The sequence below is a fragment of the Candidatus Planktophila versatilis genome, from assembly GCF_002288345.1.
Classification (GTDB): domain Bacteria; phylum Actinomycetota; class Actinomycetes; order Nanopelagicales; family Nanopelagicaceae; genus Planktophila; species Planktophila versatilis_A.
In genome coordinates this window covers 113,250-137,793 of sequence record NZ_CP016781.1, presented here as the reverse complement: position 1 = coordinate 137,793, position 24,544 = coordinate 113,250, and the positions used below count along the sequence as shown (strand labels likewise).

The 24,544-nt window shown below is 48.7% G+C and carries 23 protein-coding genes and 2 tRNA genes; 3 read left to right on the top strand and 22 right to left on the bottom strand.

Annotated elements, in window-relative coordinates:
* The first annotated feature begins 55 nt into the window (after positions 1-55).
* Entirely contained in the window at positions 56-1,264 is a 1,209-nt protein-coding gene (locus tag A1sIIB142_RS00675; RefSeq protein WP_095693264.1) for an MFS transporter, read from the top strand.
* Positions 1,265-1,285: 21 nt separating this feature from the next.
* On the opposite strand, the gene A1sIIB142_RS00670 is transcribed toward A1sIIB142_RS00675, so the two are convergent.
* The 12 genes from A1sIIB142_RS00670 to mfd form a co-directional block, all read right to left on the bottom strand.
* Positions 1,286-2,017, bottom strand: coding sequence for a Bax inhibitor-1/YccA family protein (locus A1sIIB142_RS00670; RefSeq protein ID WP_095693263.1), 732 nt, complete (start codon positions 2,015-2,017; stop codon positions 1,286-1,288).
* Between the two features lie 95 nt (positions 2,018-2,112).
* A complete protein-coding gene (cfa, locus tag A1sIIB142_RS00665; protein WP_095693262.1) occupies positions 2,113-3,222 on the bottom strand; it encodes a cyclopropane fatty acyl phospholipid synthase in 1,110 nt (369 codons plus the stop codon).
* 27 nt (positions 3,223-3,249) lie between these two features.
* Complete coding sequence (locus tag A1sIIB142_RS06645; RefSeq protein WP_095693261.1) at positions 3,250-3,444, bottom strand: hypothetical protein; 195 nt, start codon at positions 3,442-3,444, stop codon at positions 3,250-3,252.
* An 82-nt stretch (positions 3,445-3,526) separates the two neighbouring features.
* Positions 3,527-3,599, bottom strand: a tRNA-Leu gene (locus A1sIIB142_RS00655).
* Between the two features lie 32 nt (positions 3,600-3,631).
* The gene (locus tag A1sIIB142_RS00650; protein WP_095693260.1) at positions 3,632-4,345 is read right to left on the bottom strand and encodes a uracil-DNA glycosylase; all 714 of its coding nucleotides are present in this window, start codon (positions 4,343-4,345) and stop codon (positions 3,632-3,634) included.
* Positions 4,320-5,228, bottom strand: coding sequence for a Ppx/GppA phosphatase family protein (locus tag A1sIIB142_RS00645; protein ID WP_095694111.1), 909 nt, complete (start codon positions 5,226-5,228; stop codon positions 4,320-4,322). The genes A1sIIB142_RS00650 and A1sIIB142_RS00645 overlap by 26 nt, the downstream gene beginning before the upstream one ends.
* The gene (locus A1sIIB142_RS00640; protein ID WP_095693259.1) at positions 5,219-5,719 is read right to left on the bottom strand and encodes a DUF501 domain-containing protein; all 501 of its coding nucleotides are present in this window, start codon (positions 5,717-5,719) and stop codon (positions 5,219-5,221) included. Before A1sIIB142_RS00640 ends, A1sIIB142_RS00645 begins: the two co-directional genes overlap by 10 nt.
* Positions 5,716-6,162 carry an FtsB family cell division protein gene (locus tag A1sIIB142_RS00635; protein WP_095674324.1) on the bottom strand — a complete coding sequence of 149 codons (447 nt, stop codon included), beginning with the start codon at positions 6,160-6,162 and terminating at the stop codon, positions 5,716-5,718. Before A1sIIB142_RS00635 ends, A1sIIB142_RS00640 begins: the two co-directional genes overlap by 4 nt.
* Positions 6,163-6,171: 9 nt before the next feature.
* Positions 6,172-7,452: a phosphopyruvate hydratase gene (eno, locus tag A1sIIB142_RS00630; protein WP_095693258.1), complete on the bottom strand. Its 1,281-nt coding sequence runs from the start codon at positions 7,450-7,452 to the stop codon at positions 6,172-6,174.
* A gap of 64 nt (positions 7,453-7,516) precedes the next feature.
* Positions 7,517-8,170 carry a nucleoside triphosphate pyrophosphohydrolase gene (locus tag A1sIIB142_RS00625; RefSeq protein ID WP_095693257.1) on the bottom strand — a complete coding sequence of 218 codons (654 nt, stop codon included), beginning with the start codon at positions 8,168-8,170 and terminating at the stop codon, positions 7,517-7,519.
* Positions 8,171-8,175: 5 nt separating this feature from the next.
* A complete protein-coding gene (locus tag A1sIIB142_RS00620; protein ID WP_095693256.1) occupies positions 8,176-8,781 on the bottom strand; it encodes a SurA N-terminal domain-containing protein in 606 nt (201 codons plus the stop codon).
* Entirely contained in the window at positions 8,778-12,263 is a 3,486-nt protein-coding gene (gene mfd, locus A1sIIB142_RS00615; protein WP_095693255.1) for a transcription-repair coupling factor, read from the bottom strand. The genes A1sIIB142_RS00620 and mfd overlap by 4 nt, the downstream gene beginning before the upstream one ends.
* A gap of 118 nt (positions 12,264-12,381) precedes the next feature.
* On the opposite strand from mfd, the gene ppc reads away from it, so the two are divergent.
* Entirely contained in the window at positions 12,382-15,108 is a 2,727-nt protein-coding gene (gene ppc / locus A1sIIB142_RS00610; RefSeq protein WP_095693254.1) for a phosphoenolpyruvate carboxylase, read from the top strand.
* Here the strand turns inward: ppc and pth are convergent, their stop codons facing one another.
* The 5 genes from pth to A1sIIB142_RS00585 form a co-directional block, all read right to left on the bottom strand.
* On the bottom strand, positions 15,109-15,684 hold the full coding sequence (pth, locus tag A1sIIB142_RS00605) for an aminoacyl-tRNA hydrolase (protein ID WP_095693253.1): 576 nt from the start codon (positions 15,682-15,684) through the stop codon (positions 15,109-15,111).
* Between the two features lie 21 nt (positions 15,685-15,705).
* Positions 15,706-16,329: a 50S ribosomal protein L25/general stress protein Ctc gene (locus A1sIIB142_RS00600; RefSeq protein WP_095693252.1), complete on the bottom strand. Its 624-nt coding sequence runs from the start codon at positions 16,327-16,329 to the stop codon at positions 15,706-15,708.
* 120 nt (positions 16,330-16,449) lie between these two features.
* The gene (locus A1sIIB142_RS00595; RefSeq protein WP_095674316.1) at positions 16,450-17,430 is read right to left on the bottom strand and encodes a ribose-phosphate diphosphokinase; all 981 of its coding nucleotides are present in this window, start codon (positions 17,428-17,430) and stop codon (positions 16,450-16,452) included.
* 5 nt (positions 17,431-17,435) lie between these two features.
* Positions 17,436-18,863, bottom strand: a complete 1,428-nt coding sequence (gene glmU / locus A1sIIB142_RS00590; RefSeq protein WP_095693251.1) for a bifunctional UDP-N-acetylglucosamine diphosphorylase/glucosamine-1-phosphate N-acetyltransferase GlmU — start codon at positions 18,861-18,863, stop codon at positions 17,436-17,438.
* Positions 18,864-18,879: 16 nt separating this feature from the next.
* Positions 18,880-18,951 (bottom strand) — tRNA-Gln (locus A1sIIB142_RS00585).
* A 54-nt stretch (positions 18,952-19,005) separates the two neighbouring features.
* On the opposite strand from A1sIIB142_RS00585, the gene A1sIIB142_RS00580 reads away from it, so the two are divergent.
* Positions 19,006-19,503 (top strand): MarR family winged helix-turn-helix transcriptional regulator, encoded by a 498-nt coding sequence (locus tag A1sIIB142_RS00580; protein WP_095693250.1) that lies wholly within the window; start codon positions 19,006-19,008, stop codon positions 19,501-19,503.
* Positions 19,504-19,511: 8 nt separating this feature from the next.
* Here A1sIIB142_RS00580 and A1sIIB142_RS00575 read toward each other — a convergent pair whose 3' ends face one another.
* Genes A1sIIB142_RS00575 through rsmI form a run of 5 tightly spaced genes read right to left on the bottom strand, consistent with a single transcriptional unit; the run spans position 19,512 to position 24,525 of the window.
* Complete coding sequence (locus tag A1sIIB142_RS00575; RefSeq protein WP_095693249.1) at positions 19,512-20,423, bottom strand: 4-(cytidine 5'-diphospho)-2-C-methyl-D-erythritol kinase; 912 nt, start codon at positions 20,421-20,423, stop codon at positions 19,512-19,514.
* A gap of 9 nt (positions 20,424-20,432) precedes the next feature.
* Positions 20,433-21,263, bottom strand: a complete 831-nt coding sequence (gene rsmA / locus A1sIIB142_RS00570; RefSeq protein ID WP_095693248.1) for a 16S rRNA (adenine(1518)-N(6)/adenine(1519)-N(6))-dimethyltransferase RsmA — start codon at positions 21,261-21,263, stop codon at positions 20,433-20,435.
* Positions 21,260-22,117: a TatD family hydrolase gene (locus A1sIIB142_RS00565; RefSeq protein ID WP_095693247.1), complete on the bottom strand. Its 858-nt coding sequence runs from the start codon at positions 22,115-22,117 to the stop codon at positions 21,260-21,262. Before A1sIIB142_RS00565 ends, rsmA begins: the two co-directional genes overlap by 4 nt.
* 6 nt (positions 22,118-22,123) lie before the next feature.
* On the bottom strand, positions 22,124-23,686 hold the full coding sequence (gene metG / locus A1sIIB142_RS00560) for a methionine--tRNA ligase (RefSeq protein WP_095693246.1): 1,563 nt from the start codon (positions 23,684-23,686) through the stop codon (positions 22,124-22,126).
* Complete coding sequence (rsmI, locus tag A1sIIB142_RS00555) at positions 23,683-24,525, bottom strand: 16S rRNA (cytidine(1402)-2'-O)-methyltransferase (protein WP_095693245.1); 843 nt, start codon at positions 24,523-24,525, stop codon at positions 23,683-23,685. The genes metG and rsmI overlap by 4 nt, the downstream gene beginning before the upstream one ends.
* Positions 24,526-24,544: the final 19 nt, after the last annotated feature.

Here is a 24,544-nt window from a genome sequence, read left to right as displayed (position 1 = left end):
ATGGGCAATCTCCCTCAGTAACATCTTGCCAAATGCAGCCCATTAGACTGCGCAGGTGCGATTTAAATTTACCAATCCCTTTGCGGAGTTTCCGCGTGAGGTTGGCGTCATTGTCTTTGCCTCATTCTTTGTGGCAGTTGGCTTCGGAATCATCGCACCCACGATTCCACTCTTTGCTAGATCCTTCGGAGTCAATCACGCTCAAGTTGGTGCAATCGTCTCGACATTTGCTTTTGCACGTTTTGCATCGGGGCTCATCTCCGGAAAATTAGTTGATAAATTCGGTGAAAGATGGGTTTATTCAGTTGGTATCGGTTTCGTAGCTCTGACTTCATTTGCGGCAGGCCTTGCTCAGAATTACGAGCAACTACTGATTTTTCGCGCAGTGGGCGGAATCGGTTCTTCTATGTTCTCGGTTGCAGCTGGTTCAATTCTTGTTCGAGCAGTCGGTGACGACCACCGCGCACGCGTGCAGTCACTCTATAACGGGACCTTTCTGCTGGGAATGATTGCTGGACCTGCAGTAGGTGGAGCACTCTCCGCATTTTCACTACGTGCTCCCCTGTTGATCTATGGAGTATTCCTTCTCGGTGCCAGCTCATCCGGTGCAATTTTATTGCGTCACTCAGCACTTGCAGCCAAGCCGAGCGGCGACCAACAAAATGATGTGGTCACTCTCAAATCTGCGTTAGCGCTGAAGCCATATCGAATCGCACTCTTTGTTTCCTTCTGTGCAGCTTGGACATTCTTCGGAATGAGTCGTTCAATCTTGCCACTATTTATTGTCGAAGATCTTAAAATATCTCCCGCAGTGATGGGCTTCGGTTTCACGCTGACCACATTGATTCAAGGCGCCTTCCTTCTTCAAGCTGGGAGAATGTCAGATATCAATGGGCGCCGATTTTCTCTCATTGTGGGCACTTCCCTCACTGCACTCTTTGCACTCACCCTTGTCTTCACCATGAACTCCTGGATGTTCTTTCTTGCTAGCGCCATCGTCGGTATAGGTGGAGCATTCCTTTCCACTACTCCTGCCGCCGTCGTGGGCGATGTGATTGAGGGTAAGGGCGGTCAGGTCATTGGCTTATTTCAAATGTCTGCGGATGCCGGGGCGATGGTTGCACCTGTGCTCCTTGGTGCAATCGCAGATTCTTATGGGTATCAACCAGCTTTCGCACTTACCGCTGTGATGATGGCAGCAGCCGTTGTGGCATCAATAAAATTGCCCGAGACGCGGTCTTCGCATCTCGGGCAATCTCAGTAATTTTTGATTACTGAAGATTAATTAATCATTACTGCGCAGAATTGAAATCAGTCGCAGTACTTCAAGATAGAGCCAGACCAAGGTAACCATGAGGCCAAATGCACAGCGCCATGATTCCTCTTGTGGAACGCCAGCTGCAACTGCCTTTTCAATCTGATCTAGATCCATCACGATAAACATTGATGCGAGCGCTACTCCACCTACAGAGATAAGTAGACCGAGGGCTCCACCTGGGAAGCCAATAAAGATTGTTGCTACGCCAAAGATGACATACCCAATGAGTGAGCCCATCATGATGCGACTGAACTTTGGTGTTACCCGAATCTTGCCACTGCGATAGGCAAGGAGAACTCCACCGAAGGCACACGCTGTTGCAATTACTGCTTGGCCAACGATTCCATTGTATGAATCGTTATAGATGCGGCTGATAGTTCCGAGTGCCAAACCTTGGGCTGCGGCATAAGCGATAACTAGTGGTGGGCGAACTTTCTTCGAAAATGAATTGACCATCGCGAGAATAAAACCGCCGATGAATCCGATGAGGGCAAGTGTTGGACTATTTGCACGCCAAGCAAAGGCTCCGACTGTAACCAGTACAGCAAAGAGTCCTGCGGTCTTAATGACGACATCGTCAATAGACATTGGTGCAGATGATGGGCGAGCCTCGATTGTGTTGAGGTCGCGAGTGCCGACTGCATCACCCTTGATACGAGCGAAACCGCGGCCGCTAAGGACTGGGTTAGAACTGCGCATTAATTTCTCCTTATATATGTGCGAGAACGAGCTCCCGTACGGCATATAACGTACGGCAAACCAGGAAAATTTCCAGTTTTAGGGGCTAAATACGCTCAGCGAACCGGAAGATAGGGGGCGAGCACGCCACCTTTACGGAACACGTATTGGTTCAGATGCAGATGTCGAGCTTTAAAACCGGCCGCTGAAGCTAGCAGGTAGTAGTTCCACATTCGTCTAAAGCGCAGATCGTATTGAGGAATCTCATCCCACTTGGAATTAATATTTTTATACCAATGCAGCAGCGTTGTCTCGTAATCAAGTCCAAAATTGTGAGTGTCCTCCAGGACAAAGAGTCCCTCGGCCGCGTTACTAATCTGCCCAGGAGATGGAATAACTCCCCCAGGGAAGATATATCGATTAAAGAATGGGTCTGTGTTGCTCTGGGGAACTGTGCTTGATATGAGATGGTGCAACATAATTCCGTCATCAACCAGCAGTTCATCGCACTTGGTAAAGAACTCTTTAAAGTTTTTGGGCCCTACATGCTCCATCATTCCTACCGAAACAATACGGTCAAATCGGCCGGTGAGATCTCGGTAATCCATTTGCACAAAATTAATATTGAGTCCGGCTGACTTCTCTCGAGCCAGGATAATCTGTTGATCTGCCGGAGAAATTCCGGTTGCGATAACGCCATAGTTTCTTACCGCATGGCGCAGGAGCCCTCCCCAACCGCTTCCGATATCAAGCAGGGTCATACCTTTTTCAAGTTTTAGTTTGCGACAGATTAAATCAAACTTAGCTATCTGCGCCTCATCTAACGTTTTTGCATTTTGCCAATATCCGCAGCTATAGGCCATTTCACTATCAAGCATTCGCGTATATAGGTCATTGCCGATGTTGTAATGATGTTTAGCATTCTTTGCAGCTTTAGATTTAGTCTGCATATTTAAAATCCTAGATTTCAACGCACTCGCAACTAAAGGAATTGAAGGCTTCAGAAAGGATGTTGCATCAACAGTTAATAGTCTGGTGAGCATCTCATCAATATCTTCGCACTCCCACCAGCCATCCATGTAAGCCTCACCCAGGCCAAGCTGATGCTGGGATGCAACGCGATCCCATAGTTTTTCATTCTTTACCTGCAGGCTCCATGGCTCGCTGGAGTTAACTGGCACATTGCACTTTTCAAGAATGGAAAGACAGAGATCTTTACTACTCATTTAGACACCCACACAATGTTTCTTGCGTTAGATCGAGCAGCTCATATCTGAACCACAGCACATTGGAGACTTAATCTTTCCTTCGCACTGTGGGCAACGAGAAATCTGAACATTGCTGCCATCTGGGAGCGCTAGAGAGTCATTGACCAAAGGTAGGTTGCACTTTGCACAGCTTGCATTGACTGACATTTCGCACTTGGCACATGAATAAGTCGCTAGCATTTTTTAATCTCCTAAGTTCTCCGTTGAATTGGGAAATATTACTTTCCTGGTTGAGATTTTTCAAGAGGGTTCGAGCATTTTGTGCCCCCAATCGGACTCGAACCGATACTGGAAGGATTTTAAGTCCTCTGTCTCTGCCATTGGACTATGGGGGCCAATAGAGATGCGAAGTCTACTATGCGAAAAGTTACTTAATACCCGCGAACTTAGCTGCTTTCTTCAACACTGAATCGAGCATTGGCTTGGTGAGTTTGCCTGTGAAAGTGTTCTGTTGACTTGGGTGGTAACTACCAATGATTAAATAGTTAATTCCATCATGTGAGTACTTAATTGTGGTTGCGTGTCCAAACTTTGTTGAAGGGAATTTATGCCCTTGCTCTTTTAGCGACTTGATTAATACCTGCCAGCCAAAGTTTCCAAGTGCGACAAAAGATCTCACTGTGGGCGCAATTAGCTGGAGTTCATTTTCAAAATAGGGTGCACATGTGTCGCGCTCTTCAGTGGTGGGTTTATTTCCTGGTGGAGCACAACGCACAGCCATCGAGATTCGAGTCTCTTTAAGTACTTGTCCGTCATCGCGCGAAGTAGATGTTGCAATCTTTGCAATACCGATTCGGTGTAATGATCCGTAGAGCCAATCACCGGAAGAATCACCGGTAAAGATTCGCCCGGTGCGGTTAGCACCGTGGGCACCCGGTGCAAGCCCAACGATGAGCATCTTGGGCTTAGTTGAACCAAATCCAGTCACTGGCTTTCCCCAGTATGTCTCGTTTTCATATGACTTACGCTTTACCACTGCAACTTCTTCGCGCCACTCAACTAACCGAGGGCATCGATGGCATTTAATAATTGCCTTATCAAGTAATTCAATCGACTTATACAAGTGACCAAGCCATTCCATCGAGAATATCTGATTCAGATGCAACAAATTCGGTAGCGCCGGTTGCGAGCATGATGCGTGAGAGAACAAGTGAACCAGCACCGATTACATCAACGCGACCCGGGTGCATATATCCAAGTGCCTCGCGATCTTCTCGCTTGCTGGAAAGAAACATCTTTGAAGTTGCATGGACCTTCTCGGCAGAGATTCGGGAGAGGTGGATTGCATATCTGTCATAGGTGCTAAGTTCTAGAGCAGCAGCTGCAACAGTGGTTGCTGTGCCAGCTACTGCGATCAAAGTCGTTGATTGAGTTATAGGAACAATTTTGGCAGCTTGGGCAATTGCCTCATCGATATCTTCGATTGCTGCAGCAATTTGGCCAGGGTCGGCATCTCCGCCAGTGAAGTGGCGCTCTGTCATTCGGACGCAACCAATATTCATACTCTTTGCAAATTCCACATCGGTGGTGCCAAAGACAAACTCGGTAGAACCACCGCCGATATCGATCACAAGAAAGGGTCCGTCTGTGGCTGGGAAATCTCGCGTGGCTCCCTGGAAGGAAAGCGCTGCTTCAACTTCTCCTGGAATTACTTCAGGTCCGATACCAAGTCGTTCTTTAACGCCATCAATAAACAAGTCTCTATTTGTTGCATCGCGCGTTGCACTTGTGGCACAGAAGCGAATCTTTTCAACGCCACGCTTCGCTATTTCAATTGCGAATTTATCTACGGCAGCTAGTGTGCGAATGATTGCATCGGGATGAAATTGGCCGGTCTTATCAACACCTTGGCCTAGGCGAACTATCTCCATCTCGCGATGGATTTCGCGAAAGTTGGCACCATCAATATCGGCTATCAGCAAGCGAATTGAATTGGTACCGCAATCAATAGCGGCTACTCGCATGACAAGTGCTTCCACCACTCGGGCAGCGCTGCAAGTGCTTCATCGCCCAATGGGTTTACACCCGGTCCTGCAGAAAGTGAATGAGCAATAAGTGAGTGCAGGCATTTGACGCGATTGGGCATACCACCTGCTGAAACATTTTCTACCTCTGGAACATCTATCTGCAGCGCAGAACGAGCTGCAATGTAATCATCGTGCGCCGCTGCATATTCACCTGCTAATACAGCGTCAGTTTCAAGTCGGGCCTGCATTTCACCCATCATGCCAGTTGTTTCCAGAGTTGAAATCGCTGCGGTAAGACGTGGGCAGGTTGCATAGTAGAAAGTGGGAAATGGTTCACCGTTACTAAGCCGTGGTGGTGTTTCGACAACAGCAGGCTTTCCGCAGGGGCAGCGATAGGCAATTGCGTGGACATCACGAGGTGTGCGCCCCAATTGATTTTCAATAACAGCCAGATCTGCATCCGTTGGTCTGCGATTGTCAGCGCTCACCCTTTACCTGCTTCGGTAATTGAGGCAATCATGCGGGTATACCAAGGTTGTCCTTCCGGCAGGTTGCTCACAACATCGGTCTGGGCAGGCTGGTCAGAGTTCTCGCCATCTGTTCCGGTAACAATGTATTGCCGCTCACCTGGCAGGACAAAGTGCAATCGTTCGCGGGCTTGAGATTTAATATATTCAGGATCTTGCCAGAGCAGTAATTCTTTGCGGGCTGCATCAAGTGCTGAGTTATCACTCTTCAGCTGTGATTCAAGAGCATTTATCTGTGCGCGCTGCACAAAGTAATTCTTTATTGGAGGGGCAAGGAAAAGGGCTAACATAAAAAAGATTGCTGTGACAGCCAGTAGGCGTCCAGATCCCTGGCGGCGATTGAAATTAAGATTTCGCGAGCGGTAACTTTTCTTTCGCTTTCCAGAACTAGATTTGAGCGCCATCTTTTGTGATTAGCCTTTAAAGCGTGGGAATGCTTGGCGTCCTGCATAGACCGCGCCATCAGATAGTTCCTCTTCGATGCGAAGAAGTTGGTTGTATTTAGCAACGCGCTCTGTGCGAGATGGTGCACCAGTCTTGATCTGGCCACAGTTTGTGGCAACCGCTAAATCAGCAATTGTGGTGTCTTCAGTTTCACCTGAGCGGTGAGACATCATGCTGCGATAGTTAGCGCGATGTGCCAGATCTACCGCATCCAGAGTTTCAGTAAGAGTTCCAATCTGATTTACCTTAACTAGCAGGGCGTTAGCGGTATCTGTATCAATTCCCTTTGCTAGACGCACAGGGTTGGTAACAAATAGGTCATCTCCCACAATCTGAATCTTTGAGCCAAGCGATGTTGTCATTGACTTCCAACCTGCCCAATCTTCTTCATCCAGAGGATCTTCAATAGAAACGATTGGGTAGGCGCTCACAAGCTCTGCGTAGTAAGCAATCATTTCATCTGATGTGCGAAGTGAGCCTTCGAACTTGTACTTACCGTTCTCGTGGAACTCAGTTGCAGCTACATCCATAGCGAGCGCTATCTCTTTACCTGGCTTAAAGCCTGCTGCGGTAATTGCTTCCAGGATGAGATCAAGGGCTGCCCGATTGCTATCAAGGTTGGGTGCGAATCCACCTTCATCGCCGACAGAAGTGGCAAGTCCACGCTTTTTAAGTACTGCTTTTAGTGCGTGATAAATCTCAGCGCCCCAGCGAAGTGATTCGCGGAATGTCTCTGCGCCAATGGGGGCAATCATAAATTCTTGAATATCAACGTTGGTATCAGCATGCGCTCCGCCATTGAGGATATTCATCATTGGTACTGGCAGCACATGGGCATTTGGTCCACCCACGTAACGAAAGAGTGAAAGATGTGAAGATTCAGCTGAAGCTTTTGCAACAGCAAGTGAAACTCCAAGAATTGCATTCGCGCCTAAGCGTGACTTATTGGGAGTGCCATCGAGTGCGATCATCTCTGAATCAATCAGGCGCTGATCTTGTGAGTCATAGCCTTCGATTTCTGGTGCGATTTCATTGTTAACAAAATCAATTGCCTTCAGGACGCCTTTACCCAGGTAGCGCTTCTTATCTCCATCACGTAGTTCGGCTGCTTCAAATGCTCCGGTAGATGCACCACTTGGTACTGCAGCTCGCGCTTGTGTTCCATCTTCAAGTTGAATCTCAACCTCAACTGTTGGATTTCCGCGAGAATCTAGAATTTCGCGAGCGCCGATTGCTTCGATAATTGCCATGTGGTCTCTCCTGTTATAGAAAATCTGTCGATTGAGCGCTCGACGTTGAGGGCAGGAGGTAATCCTATCGCGAGCCTGATTGCTCCTTCGCAAGAATTTCGGCAATCATCTTTCGAGCCTGCGCACGTAAGGCGCTCTCGGGATCGATGCCATTGGCATGTGCCCAGCCAATGACTGAAGCAAGTGCCGCGCCAACGGCGCTTTCATTGGCCTCTTCTTCAGTGGTGTAGCCGGCAAGCTCTAATTCAACTCCGTATTTTTCAGCGCGATAGAAAATCTTAGAAACTAGTGGCAGTGCGGGCTGCGACATCGCAATGCCATCAATGGCAGAGGTGCGCCCCTTCTCTCTGGCTTTAATTGCTTCCCAGTTTTCAATAATCTCTTGCGTGCCGCTGACTTTAAGGTTCTCAAAGACATGCGGGTGACGACTGATTAACTTATCTGCGATAGCTCTTGCTACATCCTCGATTGAGAAAGGATCTGTTGGATGATCTTGGGCGATGCGAGAGTGGAAATAGACCTGGAGTAATACATCGCCGAGTTCTTCCCGCATCCCGGTGCGATCATCGGTCTCAATGGCATCGATGAATTCATAAGACTCTTCCATCAGATATTTGATAAGTGATTCATGAGTTTGTTCCGCATCCCATGCACAGCCACCTGGTGAACGAAGGCGGTCCATCACCTCAACTAGGCGTTGAAGTTCTGACTGTGACATGAGCGTTACTTATTTGATGGAACTACTGCTGATCCGGCAGAATCTCCAGCAATGAGATCACCTGAGGCGTCATCCCATACGCCATAACGAGGGTTAACTGTGACGTTAAGTTGCTCAGCTTTTTTCTGAAGTAGCTCACTGATCCTTGCCTGAACCTCTGCTTCGCCAACTCCACCCATTGCAAGAGCACCAGATAATTTATTTGAGATGATGGTGGCGCGTAGATAGCGGTCGAAATTCGATGGTGCAATCTGTGCGGCAACTAAACTCTTGGAAAGTTCTGCCTCTCCACCAATTTGGCTATAAATGCCTTGGCGGGAGTTCTCAAGTTCTGTGGTCGACACAGTGATTTTTAGTTCTTTCGCAATTTCATCAAACACTGTTGTAATAATTGTGAAGCGAAGTTGGCTTCGCTTAAGCGCGTTCCCAGTTTCAAATTGGGTACCTGCTGTATCAATCTTTGCGCGCTCTGCTAAGAGTTCATTAATCTTTGATTGCGCCTGTGCCTGCGTGATGGTGATATCGCCAATTGATGCAGCGGTATCTGCCTTTGCGCATCCGGTCAGAGCAAGTGCTGACAGAACAGCAATCACAGTAAGGAACTTCTTCACGAGGTGCTCTCTTTCGTTACATCATCGAGGGATTTTGCAGCCCACTCCAGGAGAGAAGTATCCCCTATGACTGCCGAGCCTTGCGCCGTCGGTGTCCATGCGGCAGCGCGCGGAATGGCGATCATCACGGTATTGGATGCCGATTTATAGAGCGAGCCCGGAAAAAGTCGGTTCAGTCTGAGTTGTTTTGATTCCGGCAGATTCAGTGGCGAAATGCGCAAGTACTTACCGGCTGCCACAACCTCTCGCACGCCGAGAGATTTTGCAAATGCTCGTAGTTGCGCAACTCGAAGTAAGGAAAGCGCCTCGTGAGGTGGCTCCCCGAATCGATCAACTAGTTCTTCTTGAATCGATTGAACTTCGACATCGTTTCGCACATCAGCTAATCGCCGGTAGAGATCAAGTCTTAGCCTTTCACCTGGAACATAGCTTTCAGATAGGTGAGCATTAACGGGAAGTTCAACCTTGCATTCGTGGTTCTTCTCTTCGGTTTCAATAAAACCAGTCTTATATTCGTTGACCGCTTCACCCACCATGCGCATGTATAAATCAAAACCGACATCTGCAATATGTCCTGACTGCTCTCCACCGAGCAGATTGCCAGCACCACGAATCTCTAGGTCTTTCAGTGCCACTCGCATTCCAGAACCTAAATCCGTGTTCGTTGCAATTGTTTTCAATCGGTCTAGTGCAATTTCTGAAAGTGGCTGATCTGGTGGATAGAGGAAGTAGGCATATGCGCGCTCTCGCCCGCGACCCACTCGACCACGTAGTTGATGCAACTGGGAGAGTCCAAAGTTTTCAGAGCGTTCAACAATCAAAGTATTTGCATTGGCAATATCTAGTCCGCTCTCAACAATGGTGGTGCAGACCAAGATATCAAAATCACGATTCCAGAAGGCGAGAATGACATCTTCAAGTTGGCCTTCACTCATCTGGCCATGGGCAATTCTTATTCGGGCCTCTGGTACTAACTCTTGTAACTTTGATGCTGCTCTGTCTATAGATTCAACTCTGTTATGGATGTAAAAGATTTGTCCATCGCGCAAGAGCTCGCGGTGAATCGCGGCCTTTATCTGCGCATCTTCGGCTGGTCCCACATAAGTAAGGATGGGATGGCGCTCTTCAGGTGGAGTAGTGATGGTGGACATCTCACGGATTCCGGTTACAGCCATCTCTAGCGTGCGCGGTATAGGGGTGGCAGACATGGCCAGCACATCAACAGTGGTGCGCATCTTCTTCAAGGACTCTTTCTGCTCAACTCCAAAACGTTGTTCTTCATCGACAATCACAAGGCCAAGATCTTTAAACTGCACATCGTTAGAAAGGATGCGGTGTGTGCCCACTACAACATCTACCGACCCTTGCGCTAAATCAGCCAAAATCTCCTTGCTCTCTTTTGCTGTGTTAAAGCGCGAGAGCCCAGCGACTTTTATTGGAAAACCGGCATAACGTTCAGCAAAGGTTTTTGTGTGTTGTTGCACAAGGAGCGTTGTGGGAACCAACACTGCAACTTGCTTGCCATCTTGAACAGCCTTAAAGGCTGCTCGGATTGCAATCTCAGTCTTTCCATAACCAACATCACCACAAATAATTCGATCCATCGGATATGGGCGTTCCATATCCCGTTTAACATCTTCTATCGTCGAAAGTTGATCTGGGGTTTCAATGTAAGAAAAAGCATCTTCTAACTCTCGCTGCCATGGCGTGTCAGGTGAGAAGGCATAGCCAGGAGCGCTGGTGCGCGCTGCATATAAGCGAATTAACTCCCCTGCAATCTGGCGAACAGCCTTACGGGCACGCCCCTTAGCTTTAAGCCATTCACCACTTCCGATGCGATGCACTGTGGGAGTTTCCCCACCCACATACTTACTGATCTGCTCCAACGTATCTGTGGGAACAAAAATCCGGTCTCCTGGTTGACCACGCTTTGCTGAGGCATACTCAATAACCAAATATTCGCGCGTCACATCTGCCACGGTGCGTTGTACTAGCTCGATATATCTACCAATACCGTGTTGTTCGTGCACAACAAAATCACCGGTTCGTAGTTCTAATGGATCAATTGCTTGCTTGCGTTTAGAAGGCATACGCGCGCCATCTTTGGTATTGGTTTTACTTCCCGATAAGTCACGCTCTGTCACGAATAAAACTCCGGCATGGCCACTTGCGAATCCATAACCCATGACAGATTGAGTTATATGAATTGCGCCTTTCGTTGGTTGCGCTGAAAGCTCGGCAGTCATCTGCACCGGTAGGTCAGCATCGCGAAAGATTCCGGCATACCGCTCTGCCATACCGTGGCCGGGAGTTGAGAAAATCACGCTCTCATGTGCTTCTAAAGCGGTACGAAGCAATTCACAGAGAGATTCCACATTGCCGCGCATCGGATCAATCGGAGAGAAATCTAAGAACACGGCGCTGGAATCAAGATCGCTTCCAAAAGAATTCAAGGAGCGAACGGGGATAGCTAGCCGGCTCATTTCTTGCTCAAGTCCCGACCAATCTAAGAAAGTTACTTTCTCAACAGGTAATGGCGCGTTGCCACCTATGGCTGCACTTGACCACGAGGCAGCTAAGAATTCAGCATTTGTTTCAATCAGATCAGCTGTTCGAGTCTTTATTCGTTCTTGATCTAAGAAAAAGACTTCCGTGCTTGCAGGTAATCGATCCAAAATTGTTTCAAAGTCATCAGTAAGTAGTGGAATCAGCGATTCCATTCCATCAACAATCATTCCTTCAGTAATTTTGTCGAGAATTTCAATCGCTGATGGGTATTGCTCTTTCAAAGCTTCTGCACGTTCCCGAATCGCATCAGTAAGTAAGAGTTCACGACACGGCAAGATTGAAAGTTTGCCCATTACTGGCGATGTGGTTCTCTGATCTGAAACATCGAAATATGACAACTCTTCAATTTCATCACCGAAGAAATCGATTCGCACAGGATGTGCGGCAAGTGGCAAAAAGATATCGACGATCCCGCCTCGCACCGCAAACTCGCCTCGTTTTTCCACAAGATCGGTACGGGTAAATGACAGTGCAGTCAGGTGCGTTGCTAACTCAGTCAGTGCTATCTCTTGCCCGATTTCAAGAGTCCACATCGGAGTGTGAGCAAGGTCTGCAATGAATCTGTGAATGACTGCTCGAATAGGTGCGACCACAATGGGATTACCTGTCGGAGTCTTTAGCGCATAGAGCGTTGCTAGTCGTTTGGCGACAGTGTCACTACGAGGGCTCAGCCGTTCGTGCGGCAAGGTCTCCCAAGCGGGAAACTCAAATACTTCTGGGTGTAAAGATTTCAATTCATCAGCTAGATCTTCCGCAGCCTTACTTGAACTGGTGATGACCAGTAGCGGCTTGCTTGCTGCTCTGATTGCCAAGAGAAATGGGTAGGTTGGAGTAGGAGCAATAATTTTTTCGCTATCTGCAAGAGCCGAGGTCACTTCATCATCGCGCTGCAGAAGTTGTATTAACCCGCGCATCAAAGCCTCCTCGGTAGATATTGACTTGCCGGCAAAACGCCGCAAGGCCCCTCTTCAAAAAGAAGGGGGGCTAGTAATTACAGTCTAGCGATGACTAGATGTATGTGAGAATTCTCCAATGACCACCAAATCAACGGACACAGCCAAGAGCTTGGTTGCATCAGATGATGCCACTCTTCGCGCCGATGTCCGCCATTTGGGAGATCTCTTAGGTCAGTCCTTAGTTCGCCAGGAAGGCCCCGAGCTGCTTGAACTTGTTGAAAGCGTTCGAAAGAGTGTTCGCGAAGGTGGCGGCGTTGAAATTCTGGAAAAACTCTCCGTCGAAGATTCCGTTCAGTTAGTACGTGCATTTAGCACTTACTTCAACTTGGCAAATGTGGCAGAGCAAGTTCACCGCTCGCGAGTTCTAGCCGAAGTTCGCGCCGAAGGCGGTTCTTGGATTACACGCGCAATCGACAAGATTGAAGATGCAATTGCAAATCCTGTTGCAGGTCACGAAATTTCTCACGAAGATCTCGTTAAGTGGATTAGTGAATTAGATGTGCGACCAGTTTTTACCGCACACCCCACTGAAGCTGCTCGCCGTTCTGTCTTAAGTAAATTGGGTGAAATCGCTTCACTTCTTGATACCCCCGCAAGTGTTACGCAAGATGAGCGTTTAGCTGAAACTGTTGATCTACTTTGGCAGACAGATGAGTTGCGACTAGATCGCCCAGAGCCACTCGATGAAGCGATGAACGCCTTGTATTACCTCGATGACCTTGCCACCTCCACGGTTCCTGAAGTTCTCAACGACTTCGCCCGCGAATTAAAGCGAATTGGAATTGAATTACCTGTGACATCCAGACCTTTAACATTTGGAACCTGGATTGGCGGTGACCGTGATGGAAACCCAAATATCACACCTGCAATTACCGAAGACGCTGTGGTGCTTCAGGTCGGCCATGCAATTAGAACCACGATTGCGGCAATGAACAAGCTGCGCCAGATGCTCTCAGTTTCTACCCGCATTGCAGGTGCTACACCTGAACTAAGCGCATCTGTTGAAAAAGATTTAAAGAATATTCCAGAATTTGAAGAGCGATTTTTGCGCCTAAACGTGCAAGAGCCATACCGACTCAAGGCCACCGCAATTGTTCATCGCCTTGCCTTTACTCGCCAGCGTCATGCCGTGCGTGGTCCACATGTACCAGGTCGCGATTACAAGAACACTGCAGAACTTCTGGCAGATCTCACGCTGATGCGCGACTCACTCTTTGCTCATCGCGGTGAACTTCTTGCAACTGGCTTACTTGAACGCACCATTCGCACAGTAGCTGCCTTTGGTCTGACCCATGCAACCCTTGATATTCGCGAGCATTCTGATGCTCATCACAAGGCACTGCAGCAGATGATCAGTGGGAAATATGCAGAACTTTCACATGAAGAAAAGTTCCCAATTCTCATTGCCCAGCTAGCATCTTCCGTTCCCCTTGATGCCACAAAGCTCGATGCAGCGGGTGCGAAGACACTCAATACCTTTGTGGCGATTGCAGATCTGATTGAGCGCTTTGGCTCCGAAGTCATTGAAACCTACATCGTCTCGATGACAAAGGGTGCTGATGATCTCATCGCCGCAACTGTTCTCGGTAAGCAAGCTGGGCTTGTTGATATTGATAAGAAGATTGCCAAGATTGGATTCGCACCACTTCTTGAAACAGTGGCAGAGCTGCGCGCAGCAGGTGAAATTCTGGAGAAGTTGTTAGCTAACCCTACCTATCGCACCCTGGTCGCACTTCGAGGTGATGTGCAGGAAGTAATGCTCGGATACTCAGATTCAAATAAAGATGCCGGAATCGCAACATCGCAGTGGGAGATTCACCGTGCACAGCGCATGCTGCGCGACGTTGCAGTCAAGCACGGCGTGAAGCTTCGTCTATTCCATGGTCGTGGTGGTTCGGTCGGTCGCGGTGGCGGGCCGACATATGACGCACTAATTGCCCTTCCTTGGGGTTCAGTTGATGGCCAAATCAAGATGACCGAACAAGGTGAAGTTATTTCAGATAAGTACTCACTGCCAGCTCTTGCGCGCGAGAATGTCGAACTCACTTTGGCCGCATCACTAGAGGCAACAATTCTTAATCGCGGGCCGCGACAGAGCGCTGAAGATTTGCAAAAATGGAATGACTGCATGAACTTAGTAAGTGACAACTCCTTCACTCGCTACCGTGCACTCGTTGATCACCCAGATCTTCCGGCCTACTTCTATGCCTCAACTCCGGTTGAACAACTTGGAAATCTCTTCCTTGGATCTCGTCCGTCGCGTCGACCTGATGCAGCCGGTGGTCTTGATTCACTGCGTGCTATTCCATGGGTATTTGGTTGGACCCAATCTCGTCAGATTGTTCCTGGCTGGTTTGGTGTGGGCTCGGGGTTAAAAGCTGCTCGTGAAGCTGGGAAGTCCGATGTGCTTAAACAGATGCTTTTAGAGTGGCACTTCTTCGCAACATTTATTAGCAATGTTGAGATGACTCTTGCTAAGACTGATCTTGTTACGGCAAAGCATTACGTACAAACCCTTGTTCCATCTGAGCTACATCACTTCCTAGATTTAATCACTGCAGAGTTTGAACTCACCGTTGCCGAGATTCTCACCCTGACCGGCAAGACGTCATTGCTGGGAGACCAACCGGTCTTGGCTCGCACACTGCAGGTCCGCGATACCTATCTTGCTCCACTTCAACTTCTGCAGGTCACACTTCTTAACCGTGTGCGCGAACAAGGCGAGCAGGCCGACCCAGCTTTGATCCGTGCACTACTACTCACAATCAACGGTGTTGCAGCGGGACTTCGCAATACCGGCTGATTAGCTGTTGAATTTACTTTGAGTTAAATCAAGTCCTTTTTCAATCAAGAACTCAACACAGTCCGAGCCTCGATCAATAAATTCCTCGAGTGATTTCTTCTCTTCTTTACTAAATTGCTTGAGCACAAAATCTGCTGGATCTTGTTCACCCATGGGGCGACCAATTCCAAGTCGAATACGGAAATACTCTGCCGTGCCAAAAGAAGATGTGAGAGATTTCAATCCGTTGTGGCCGTTATCGCCGCCGGCAAGCTTTGCTCGAATTGCAGCATAGCCAATATCTAACTCATCATGGAGAACAATGATTTTCTCTGGTTCTACTGAGTAGAAAGAGGCGAGCGCTTTAACCGGGCCGCCAGTTTCATTCATATAGCTTTTGGACTTAGCCAAAATGATTGAGTGGGAATCAATACCAACGCCTAACTTAAAGGCAGCTATCTCGCAACGAGATTTATGTGATGAGAGTTTTAGATTGTGACGTTTAAGAAGATGGTCAATAACCATCTGACCCACATTGTGACGGGTGGCAGCGTATTCATCGCCCGGGTTACCGAGCCCCACTACCAACCACGTCATAACATGAAATCGTAGAGGTTATTAGTCCTTCTTCTCTGCATCTGCGGCAGGTGCCGCAGCAGCAGCATCATCGGCGGCAGGTGCCACAACTGCAACTTCTTCAACGATTGTTGAGCGCTCTGACAAGTGAACAATAATTGTGTTCGCTGGGCTCACTAGCGTGGTTCCCGCAGGCAGTACTACATCGGATGCGTACTTTGAAGTTCCGGCTGTCATTCCTTCAATATCAAGAACAAGGAACTTAGGAATCGATGTTGCTTCCGCTTCAATTTCAATTGAGTTGTGCTGGTGCTCAAGGATGCCATCTGGATCATGCTTACCTTCAGTGTGAACAGGAACGGCAACAGTAACCTTCTCACCGCGGCGCACTAGTACGAGATCGATGTGCTCAAGGATCTGCTTGAGTGGATGGCGAACAATCGACTTTGGCAGGGTGAGCTCTGTCTTTCCATCAATATCAATATTAAGAAGTACATTTGACTCTTTGAGTGCAACACCGAGTTCGCGTGCTGGAAGAGTGATGTGAACTGGCTTCTCGCCATGGCCGTAGATAACAGCTGGGACTAGACCTGAAACGCGTGCGCGACGTGATGCACCCTTGCCGAATTCAGTACGTGTAGTTCCCTTGATTGATACTTCTGCCATGTTAAAGCTCCTCTAATAGATACTTCTTTATGTTGCGAAGTTCCAGCAGGAGTTGATGCCTACGCCGTCGATCACGGATAAATTTCACCCTCGCCGGAACAAGGTGAAGATTAGCGTGAGTTAGCTATGTCCGTCAAAAAGGCTGGTTACTGAGCCATCTTCGAAGACCTCGCGGATTGCGCGAGCCAAGAGGGGGGCGATGGAGAGAATTGTGAGCTTGTCGAATTTCTGGTCCTCAGAGAGCGGAAGTGAGTCTGTCACGACTATCTCGACTGCTCGTGATTCCTTCAGACGATCAACTGCCGGGCCGGAAAAGACTGCATGTGTTGCTGCCACGATGACATCTTTTGCGCCGCCTTCAAAGAGTGCGTCTACTGCCTTGGTAATTGTTCCGGCGGTATCAATCATGTCATCGATAACAACGCAGGTGCGCCCTGTGACATCTCCAACAACTTTTCCGACAACTGCCTCATTAGGAACAAGCGGATCGCGTGTCTTATGAATAAACGCGATGGGGCAGCCGCCAAGAAGTTCTGACCAACGTTCTGCAACGCGAACACGGCCTGAGTCTGGTGAAACGATGGTGAGCATCGAGCGGTCAACTTTGCTGCCGACATAATTTGCCAGCATTGGTAGTGCAAAGAGGTGATCTACTGGTCCGTCAAAGAAACCTTGAATTTGTGAAGTATGAAGATCGACAACCATAAGGCGGTCGGCGCCAGCTGTCTTAAATAGATCGGCCATGAGGCGCGCGGTTATCGGTTCGCGACCTCTGCTCTTCTTATCCTGACGAGCATATGCATAAAAAGGTGCGACTACGGTGATGCGCTTTGCTGAGGCGCGCTTGAGGGCATCAATCATGATGAGTTGTTCCATGATTTGTTTATTGATTGGGGTCGAGTGTGACTGAATTACAAATGCATCACAGCCGCGAACTGATTCTTCAAAGCGAACAAAAATTTCACCATTAGCAAAGTCATAAGCTGAAGTCGGTGTGAGTGGAATGCCTAACTCTTGCGCAACTTGCTCTGATAATTCTGGGAATCCGCGGCCTGAAAAGAGACGAAGTTTTTTCTCTGAGGACAATCGGATTTCGCTCAAGGAAGTTAGCCTTTCTGCTCGTCGCTACTGTGGCGCGATGCCGCCTCAGCAGATTTTGTACCGGGGCGCTTACGCAGTACCCAACCTATTACATTTCTCTGCTTTGCTCTGCCAACGCCAATCGCGCCGGGAGGAACATCTTCGGTAATGACAGAGCCGGCGGCGGTATATGCGCCATCTCCGATTGTCACGGGCGCAACTAACATCGAATCGCTTCCGATCCGAACGTGGTCGCCCACCACGGTGTAATGCTTTTCCACGCCGTCATAGTTCACAAAAATCGTGGCCGCACCGATATTGCTGCCCTCGCCAATCACGGCATCTCCGACATAAGAAAGGTGCGGAACTTTAGAGCCCTCGCCCAGAGTTACATTCTTCATTTCGACAAAAGCGCCAGCTTTAGAGCCGGTAAGTAATTTGGTTCCAGCGCGCAAGAATGTAAATGGCCCGACATTGACTGATGCACCGATAATCGCTTCCGTGCAATGTGATTCAAGTACGTGAGCACTTGCACCCACTGTGCAATTGTGAAGAGTTGAACGTGGGCCAACCACGGCCCCACTTGCCACCGTTGTTGTGCCAGTAATTGCAGTACCAGGCATGAGGATGACATCTCTTTCAATCTTGGCTGTGGAATCCACCCACGTGTTTAAGGGATCAACGATAGTGACGCCTTCACGCATGAGATCTTCGTTGATGCGATCGCGCAAAAGCGCAGCAGATTCAGCAAGCTGCACGCGGTCGTTAACACCGAGAATCTCAAAAAAGTCATCAATCAGGACTGGTGCAATGGTGCCGCCTTCATGGCGCAGAATTTCAATGACGTCGGTCAGATAGAGCTCGCCTTGGGAATTCTCTGTTTTAAGTTTTCCGATTGCGCCCGCTAGCTTTGCCGCATCAAATGCATACACGCCAGAGTTAACTTCAATAATTTCTTTTTCGCTCTCATCGGCATCACGTTCTTCCACGATGCGAGCCAAAGAGTCATCATCGCCTCGAATGATTCGGCCATAACCTGTTGGATCTGGATGTAGCGCAGTCATAACAGAGGCGGTAAATCCACCTGCATGATGATGCTCAAGTAAGTGCGTAAGAGAAGTGCTTGTCAGCAACGGGGTATCCCCAGCGAGAATCAAAATCGTGCCAGTTGGCTTTAAGCCAACGAGTGCTAATTGTGTTGCATGGCCGGTGCCGCCACGTTTTTCTTGAAAGACAGTAACTGCATGTGGAGCAATCTCTGCGATGTGTGCTTCTACTTTTTCCCGGCCCGCACCAACAACGACACGAACTTGCTTAGCCGACAGGCCACTGACTGCGTGCAATACGTGACCAACGAGTGTGCGACCAGAAATTGAATGAAGAACTTTAGGCGTAGCAGACTTCATACGCGTTCCTTCTCCCGCAGCGAGAATCACTACGGTTTCTAGGTTCATGCAGTAAGTCTACTTGCTCCGCCACCAGGTATCGATCCTGGACCCTGGGCTTCAAAGGCCCATGTGCTAGCCACTACACAATGGCGGAACCTATATTCTCCCTTATATTCGGTAGTGCTCGCGACCACTAAACTCACTTCTTATGGAGCAACGCGATGAAGTCGACCGCCTCATTGCGGCGTGGAAGCACGAACGCCCCGACTTGGACCTCACTCCCCTTTCGGTATTAAGCCGCATCACCCGAATTTCGCGACACCTGGATATCGCCCGCAGAGATGCATTTGGCGAACTTGAGAATTGGGGCTTCGATGTATTGGCGGCACTTCGTCGCGCTGGAGCTCCTTACCAACTTTCACCAGGACAGCTCATGCAAGAAACAATGGTGACGAGTGGCACCATGACAAATCGTTTGAATCACCTAGAAGATTTAGAACTCATTACCCGCCAACCAGATCCCAGCGATGGTCGAGGATCGCTGGTGACGCTGACAAAATCTGGAATCCGCGCAGTAGATGCGGCGATGGAAGAGTTACTCAGTAACGAACGTAAATTACTCAAGGAACTCACTGGGAAAGATCGTGAGCAGCTCGCTGATTTACTTAGTTCATTGGTCTCTAAATTAGATAGCGCGGTTGAATAACAAAACTACTAAATTATTTTGGCACCATGTACCGGACCATGTGCTCGAGTCACACTTCCAACAACACCACTTGCCGTCAGCGCCACAGCTAAATCTAACCCGGCATCTTCATCAGCTACTAAGAATGCAACGGTGGGCCCTGAACCAGAAACTATTGCTCCCAGTGCGCCGTAATCGCGACCTACTTCAAGCACCAGACTGAGCGCTGGACGCAATGAGCAAGCCGCATTCTGTAAATCATTTGTGAGCGCTTTGCCCACACCTTCGGCATCTGCTGCCAACAATGATTGCATCAGCACATCTGATACTTGTGGCGCTGCAATATCTAACTCCGAACGCATGCGATCGCATTCGGTATAGACAGCCGGAGTTGATAAACCAACGCTAGAAAGTGCTAATACCCAGTGATAGGTACCGCGAGAAAGTGCGGCGGTAAGTTGATCTCCGCGACCTTGCCCAATTGCAGTTCCACCAGAGATCATAAATGGCACATCACTTCCAAGTTCGCAGCCCATTGCGTGTAGCTCCTCCCGAGACATCTCTAATTGAAAGAGTGAATCCATCGCAATCAGAGTTGCTGCCGCATCAGCGCTGCCACCTGCCATTCCCCCGGCAACAGGAATGGATTTCTTAACTTCTATATGCACATCAACAGCAAAATCAAACTTACTTCCCACCAACAACGCCGCTTTCACGGCCAAATTTGAATGGTCCTCTGGAACCCCATGGGTGTGCTCGCCTGTGACAGAGATCGTGACACCACTACCCGCATGACTTTTTGAGACAGTGACATCATCAAAGATGGATATCGCTTGAAAGACAGAGACAAGATTGTGGAAACCATCAGATTCGCGAGGACCAACAGATAGTTGCAGATTCACTTTGGCCGGTACCCGAACGGTTACTGAATTATTGCCCACGTTAAAACTCTACCCTTGTTTCGCAATTGCGCAGAAGGCGTTGATATCAAGTGCCTCACCGCGAAGTGTTGGATCTATTCCGGCAGCGGTTAGGTGAGATTCGGCAGCTGCAGAGCCGCCAAAGCGTGAGGAAAGAGCTGAGCGCAACATTTTTCGTCGTTGCGCAAATGCCAAATCGATGATGGTAAATACCTTCTTGCGAAGTTCTTCATCTCCTGGTGTTGGGCGACGAACAAAGGCAACTAACTTTGAATCAACATTAGGTTGTGGCCAAAAGATGGAACGCGATACCGAACCAGCGCCAGTGACATCAGCCCACCAGGCCGCCTTCACGCTAGGAATTCCATACTCCTTTGAATTTGGTTTTGCGGCAAGTCGATCGGCAACTTCTGCTTGCACCATCACCACACCACTTCGTAGTGAAGGAAATATCTCGAGCAGGTGCAAGAAGACTGGCACCGAAACGTTATATGGCAAGTTCGCAATCAAAACTGTGGGTGCAACTGGCAGGCTCTTTAGCGTGAGCGCATCTTGATTAATAACAGTCAGCAGTTCTGCACGCTCGGAATGTTTGGCAGCGGTTGCCGGAAGTTGACCTGCTAGCCGAGCATCAATTTCCACCGCAAACACTGATTGCGCTTCTTCCAACATCGCCAGTGTGAGTGAGCCAAGACCTGGTCCAATTTCTAGCGCGATATCACTTGATGTAAGCCCAGCAGTTCGCACAATCTTTCGACACACATTGCCATCATGAACAAAGTTCTGCCCCAGCGACTTTGAAGGTTTGATATCAAGAGCGGCTGCTAACTCACGAATCTCGGAAGCACCAAGCAGGCTCATACAAAGCTTCCAAATATGCGCTCTGCATTAACCGAGAGCGCTGCAGCAAGCTCGGCCACATCATCATTACGCTCTGCCGCCATCGCCCGGACAATATTTGCAATTTGTGCTGGGGTATTTAGTGCACCTCGGTGTGGAGTTGGCGCTAAGAAAGGAGAATCTGTTTCCACAAGGAGTTGATCGTGTGGAACTAACTTCACCGCTTCTCGTAGCTCCGGTGCATTCTTAAATGTCATGGTGCCGGCAAAGGAGAGGATATAACCGCGCTCAATACAGATCTTTGCCATTGCCACATCACCTGAAAAGCAATGAAAGACAGTCTTTTCCGGAGCGCCCACTTCGAGTAATACCGATAAGACATCTTCATGAGAGTCACGATCGTGGATAACCAGCGCCTTCTTGGTCTTCTTCGCTAGTTCGATATGCCATTTAAAGGATTCTTGTTGCCGCTTCTGTAGCTCTGGTGGAGTTCGGAAATAATCTAACCCCGTCTCACCGATAGCGCGCACGCGTGGTTCTTGGGCAAGTTTTTCAATGATGGCCCAGTCGTGTTCTAAATCTTTAACTACGGGCGCTTCATTGGGATGTAGCGCAACAGCTGCCAAAACTCTTCCCGGATAGTGATTGGCCAAATCAACACACCACTGAGATTGTTCTGCTGAATATCCCACCTGAACAACACGATCAACATTTACTGATTTAGCCTCATCTAAAATCGTCCGCACAGCTTCAGAGTCAGCTGCGTCATTAGTAACAATCTCAAGGTGTGCATGTGCATCAACGGTGGGAACTGGAAGTGGCTCTGGAAGTGGAGCTTGCTTGCGCTCAATATCTCGGTTGTGGCGATCTGCCATAAAAAATTACTCTTTAACTTCTAACCGTGGAAAGAGAACCGGGGTCTTAGTCACTATTGCACCTTGTGGAAGTTGTCCCCATGTTGCAACCTGTGAAATCTCTTGCTTACCAATTTCACCAAGTGCTGCTTGGGTACCGAGTGATTCCCACAAAATTTGTGTGGTTGCCGGCATTACTGGGTGTAACAAGATGGCAAGTGCGCGTAAAGATTCAGCGGTGTTATAAAGAATTGCTTCGAGTTCGCCCTGATTAGCGGGATCTTTCGCAAGAATCCACGGCTCTTTCTCGGTAACAAAACCATTGACTCGCTTGCAGTAATCCATGATGGCGTTAATTCCACCCTGGAAATCAAGTGCCACCATCGCTGCATCAGCCTTCTCGACCGTTTCTTTTAGAGCTTGCTCAAGCCCGGCATCGTGGGCAACTGCTGGCACGGTGCCACCACAATACTTTTCAATCATGGCAGCAAGTCTTGATGCCAGGTTTCCAAAGTCATTTGCAAGTTCAGATGTGTAACGGGCGCTCATATCTTCCCAAGAAAATGACCCATCGCTGCCAAATGGAATAGCGCGTAGGAAGTAGTAGCGAAATGCATCGACACCAAAATGGTCAGTAATGTCTGAAGGAGCAATACCGGTGAGTTTTGACTTACTCATCTTCTCGCCACCAACAAGTAACCAACCGTGAGCAAAGACCTTCTTAGGTATATCAATTCCGGCAGCCATCAGCATTGCCGGCCAAATCACAGCATGGAAGCGCAAAATATCTTTTCCAACTAGGTGCACATCTGCCGGCCAGGTAGCAGCAAATTTCTTGCCACCTTCTGAATCAGGTGCGTCGGTAAGCCCTACCGCTGTTGCGTAGTTAAGGAGTGCATCAAACCAAACATAGACAACTTGATCTGTGTCCCAGGGAACTGGAATTCCCCAGTCGAAAGTGGAGCGAGAGATTGAAAGATCAGAGACTCCGCCTTCAAGAAATGAAAGAACTTCATTGCGAGCACTTTCTGGCTGGCAAGCTTCTGGGTTTTTCTTGTAGTGATCCAGCAGTGGCTGGGTAAAATCAGAGAGTTTGAAGAACCAGTTATTTTCATTGACTAGCTCAATTGGCTTGCTATGAATCGGGCAGAGTTTTTCACCGTCGCTATCGATGAGATCACCTGGTAGTTTAAATTCTTCACAGCCAACGCAGTATGGGCCTTCATATTTTCCAGCATAGATATGTCCGGAATCTTTTAAGGATTGCAGGAACTTCTGCACGCGTTCTGTATGTCGTGTCTCAGTTGTGCGAATAAAGTCATCGTTTGCGATATTAAGCGCTTGCCAATTGGGCTTCCACGCATCGGCGACTAATTTATCTACCCAGGCTTGCGGGGCAACGTTGTTTTGTTCGGCAGTGCGCATGACTTTCTGGCCGTGCTCATCTGTTCCGGTTAAGAACCAGACTGACTCACCACGTTGACGATGCCAACGAGTAAGGACATCGCCGGCAACCGTTGTATATGCATGGCCAATATGTGGCGCATCATTTACATAGTAAATAGGCGTTGTCAGGTAGAAAGACTTCATCTGCTCATCTTATTCGCATCGACTACCGCTGCATAAACGATCTTCTTCGGAATCGAGAATTCTTCGGCAACGGTGGCAATTGCTCCCTTGCGGTCCATCCCGGCCACTTCATATTCACGAACTCGGGCAACGGCATCATCTGCTGTGCGCACTTCTGAACCTGCGGCAACTCCAGCAATCACAAGTGTAATTTCGCCCAGAACTTCGCGGCCTGCGGCCCACGCAATAAGTTCTGAAAGCGGTCCTCTAATTGTTTCTTCGTATGTCTTTGTCATTTCCCGACATATTGCGGCAGCTCTATCAGCACCCAATATCGAGGAAGCATCTACTAGTGATTCATGTAAGCGATGCGGTGCTTCAAAGATCACCATCGTGCGTTCTTCAAAACGAAGGGATTCATAGAATGAAGTACGTGCACCGTGTGCGCGAGGTGCGAAGCCCTCAAAGGTGAAGCGATCTGTTGGTAGCCCAGAGAGTGCAATAGCCATGGTGGGAGCACTTGGTCCCGGAATAACAATGGTCGGTAACTTTTCGGCAATGGCATCTCGCATAAGACGAAATCCTGGGTCGCTAATTGTTGGCATTCCAGCATCGGTAACTACCAATACTTCTTTACCTTCACGTAATAGCGTGAGAATTTCTTGGGTGCGATCACTTTCATTTCCTTCAAAGAAAGAGATGATCCGCGCCGTAAAGGTGACTCCGAGATCTGATGCCAATCGATGAAAACGGCGTGAGTCTTCGGCGGCAATAATCTCGGCTGATTCAATTGCCATTTTCAGGCGTGCGCTTGCATCAAGGGGGTTTCCCAGTGGAGTTGCAGCAAGAACTAGTGCCATATGCGAATACTCCCATATT

Coding starts and splice junctions, on each gene's coding strand:
- A1sIIB142_RS00670 (WP_095693263.1), bottom strand. CDS start 2,017: ATGCGCAGTTCTAACCCAGTCCTTAGCGGCCGCGGTTTCGCTCGTATC.
- cfa (WP_095693262.1), bottom strand. CDS start 3,222: ATGAGTAGTAAAGATCTCTGTCTTTCCATTCTTGAAAAGTGCAATGTG.
- A1sIIB142_RS06645 (WP_095693261.1), bottom strand. CDS start 3,444: ATGCTAGCGACTTATTCATGTGCCAAGTGCGAAATGTCAGTCAATGCA.
- A1sIIB142_RS00650 (WP_095693260.1), bottom strand. CDS start 4,345: ATGGAATGGCTTGGTCACTTGTATAAGTCGATTGAATTACTTGATAAG.
- A1sIIB142_RS00645 (WP_095694111.1), bottom strand. CDS start 5,228: ATGCGAGTAGCCGCTATTGATTGCGGTACCAATTCAATTCGCTTGCTG.
- A1sIIB142_RS00635 (WP_095674324.1), bottom strand. CDS start 6,162: ATGGCGCTCAAATCTAGTTCTGGAAAGCGAAAGAAAAGTTACCGCTCG.
- eno (WP_095693258.1), bottom strand. CDS start 7,452: ATGGCAATTATCGAAGCAATCGGCGCTCGCGAAATTCTAGATTCTCGC.
- A1sIIB142_RS00625 (WP_095693257.1), bottom strand. CDS start 8,170: ATGTCACAGTCAGAACTTCAACGCCTAGTTGAGGTGATGGACCGCCTT.
- mfd (WP_095693255.1), bottom strand. CDS start 12,263: ATGCGCGGGTTAATACAACTTCTGCAGCGCGATGATGAAGTGACCTCG.
- ppc (WP_095693254.1), top strand. CDS start 12,382: ATGACCACCAAATCAACGGACACAGCCAAGAGCTTGGTTGCATCAGAT.
- pth (WP_095693253.1), bottom strand. CDS start 15,684: ATGACGTGGTTGGTAGTGGGGCTCGGTAACCCGGGCGATGAATACGCT.
- A1sIIB142_RS00600 (WP_095693252.1), bottom strand. CDS start 16,329: ATGGCAGAAGTATCAATCAAGGGAACTACACGTACTGAATTCGGCAAG.
- glmU (WP_095693251.1), bottom strand. CDS start 18,863: ATGAACCTAGAAACCGTAGTGATTCTCGCTGCGGGAGAAGGAACGCGT.
- A1sIIB142_RS00580 (WP_095693250.1), top strand. CDS start 19,006: ATGGAGCAACGCGATGAAGTCGACCGCCTCATTGCGGCGTGGAAGCAC.
- rsmA (WP_095693248.1), bottom strand. CDS start 21,263: ATGAGCCTGCTTGGTGCTTCCGAGATTCGTGAGTTAGCAGCCGCTCTT.
- A1sIIB142_RS00565 (WP_095693247.1), bottom strand. CDS start 22,117: ATGGCAGATCGCCACAACCGAGATATTGAGCGCAAGCAAGCTCCACTT.
- metG (WP_095693246.1), bottom strand. CDS start 23,686: ATGAAGTCTTTCTACCTGACAACGCCTATTTACTATGTAAATGATGCG.
- rsmI (WP_095693245.1), bottom strand. CDS start 24,525: ATGGCACTAGTTCTTGCTGCAACTCCACTGGGAAACCCCCTTGATGCA.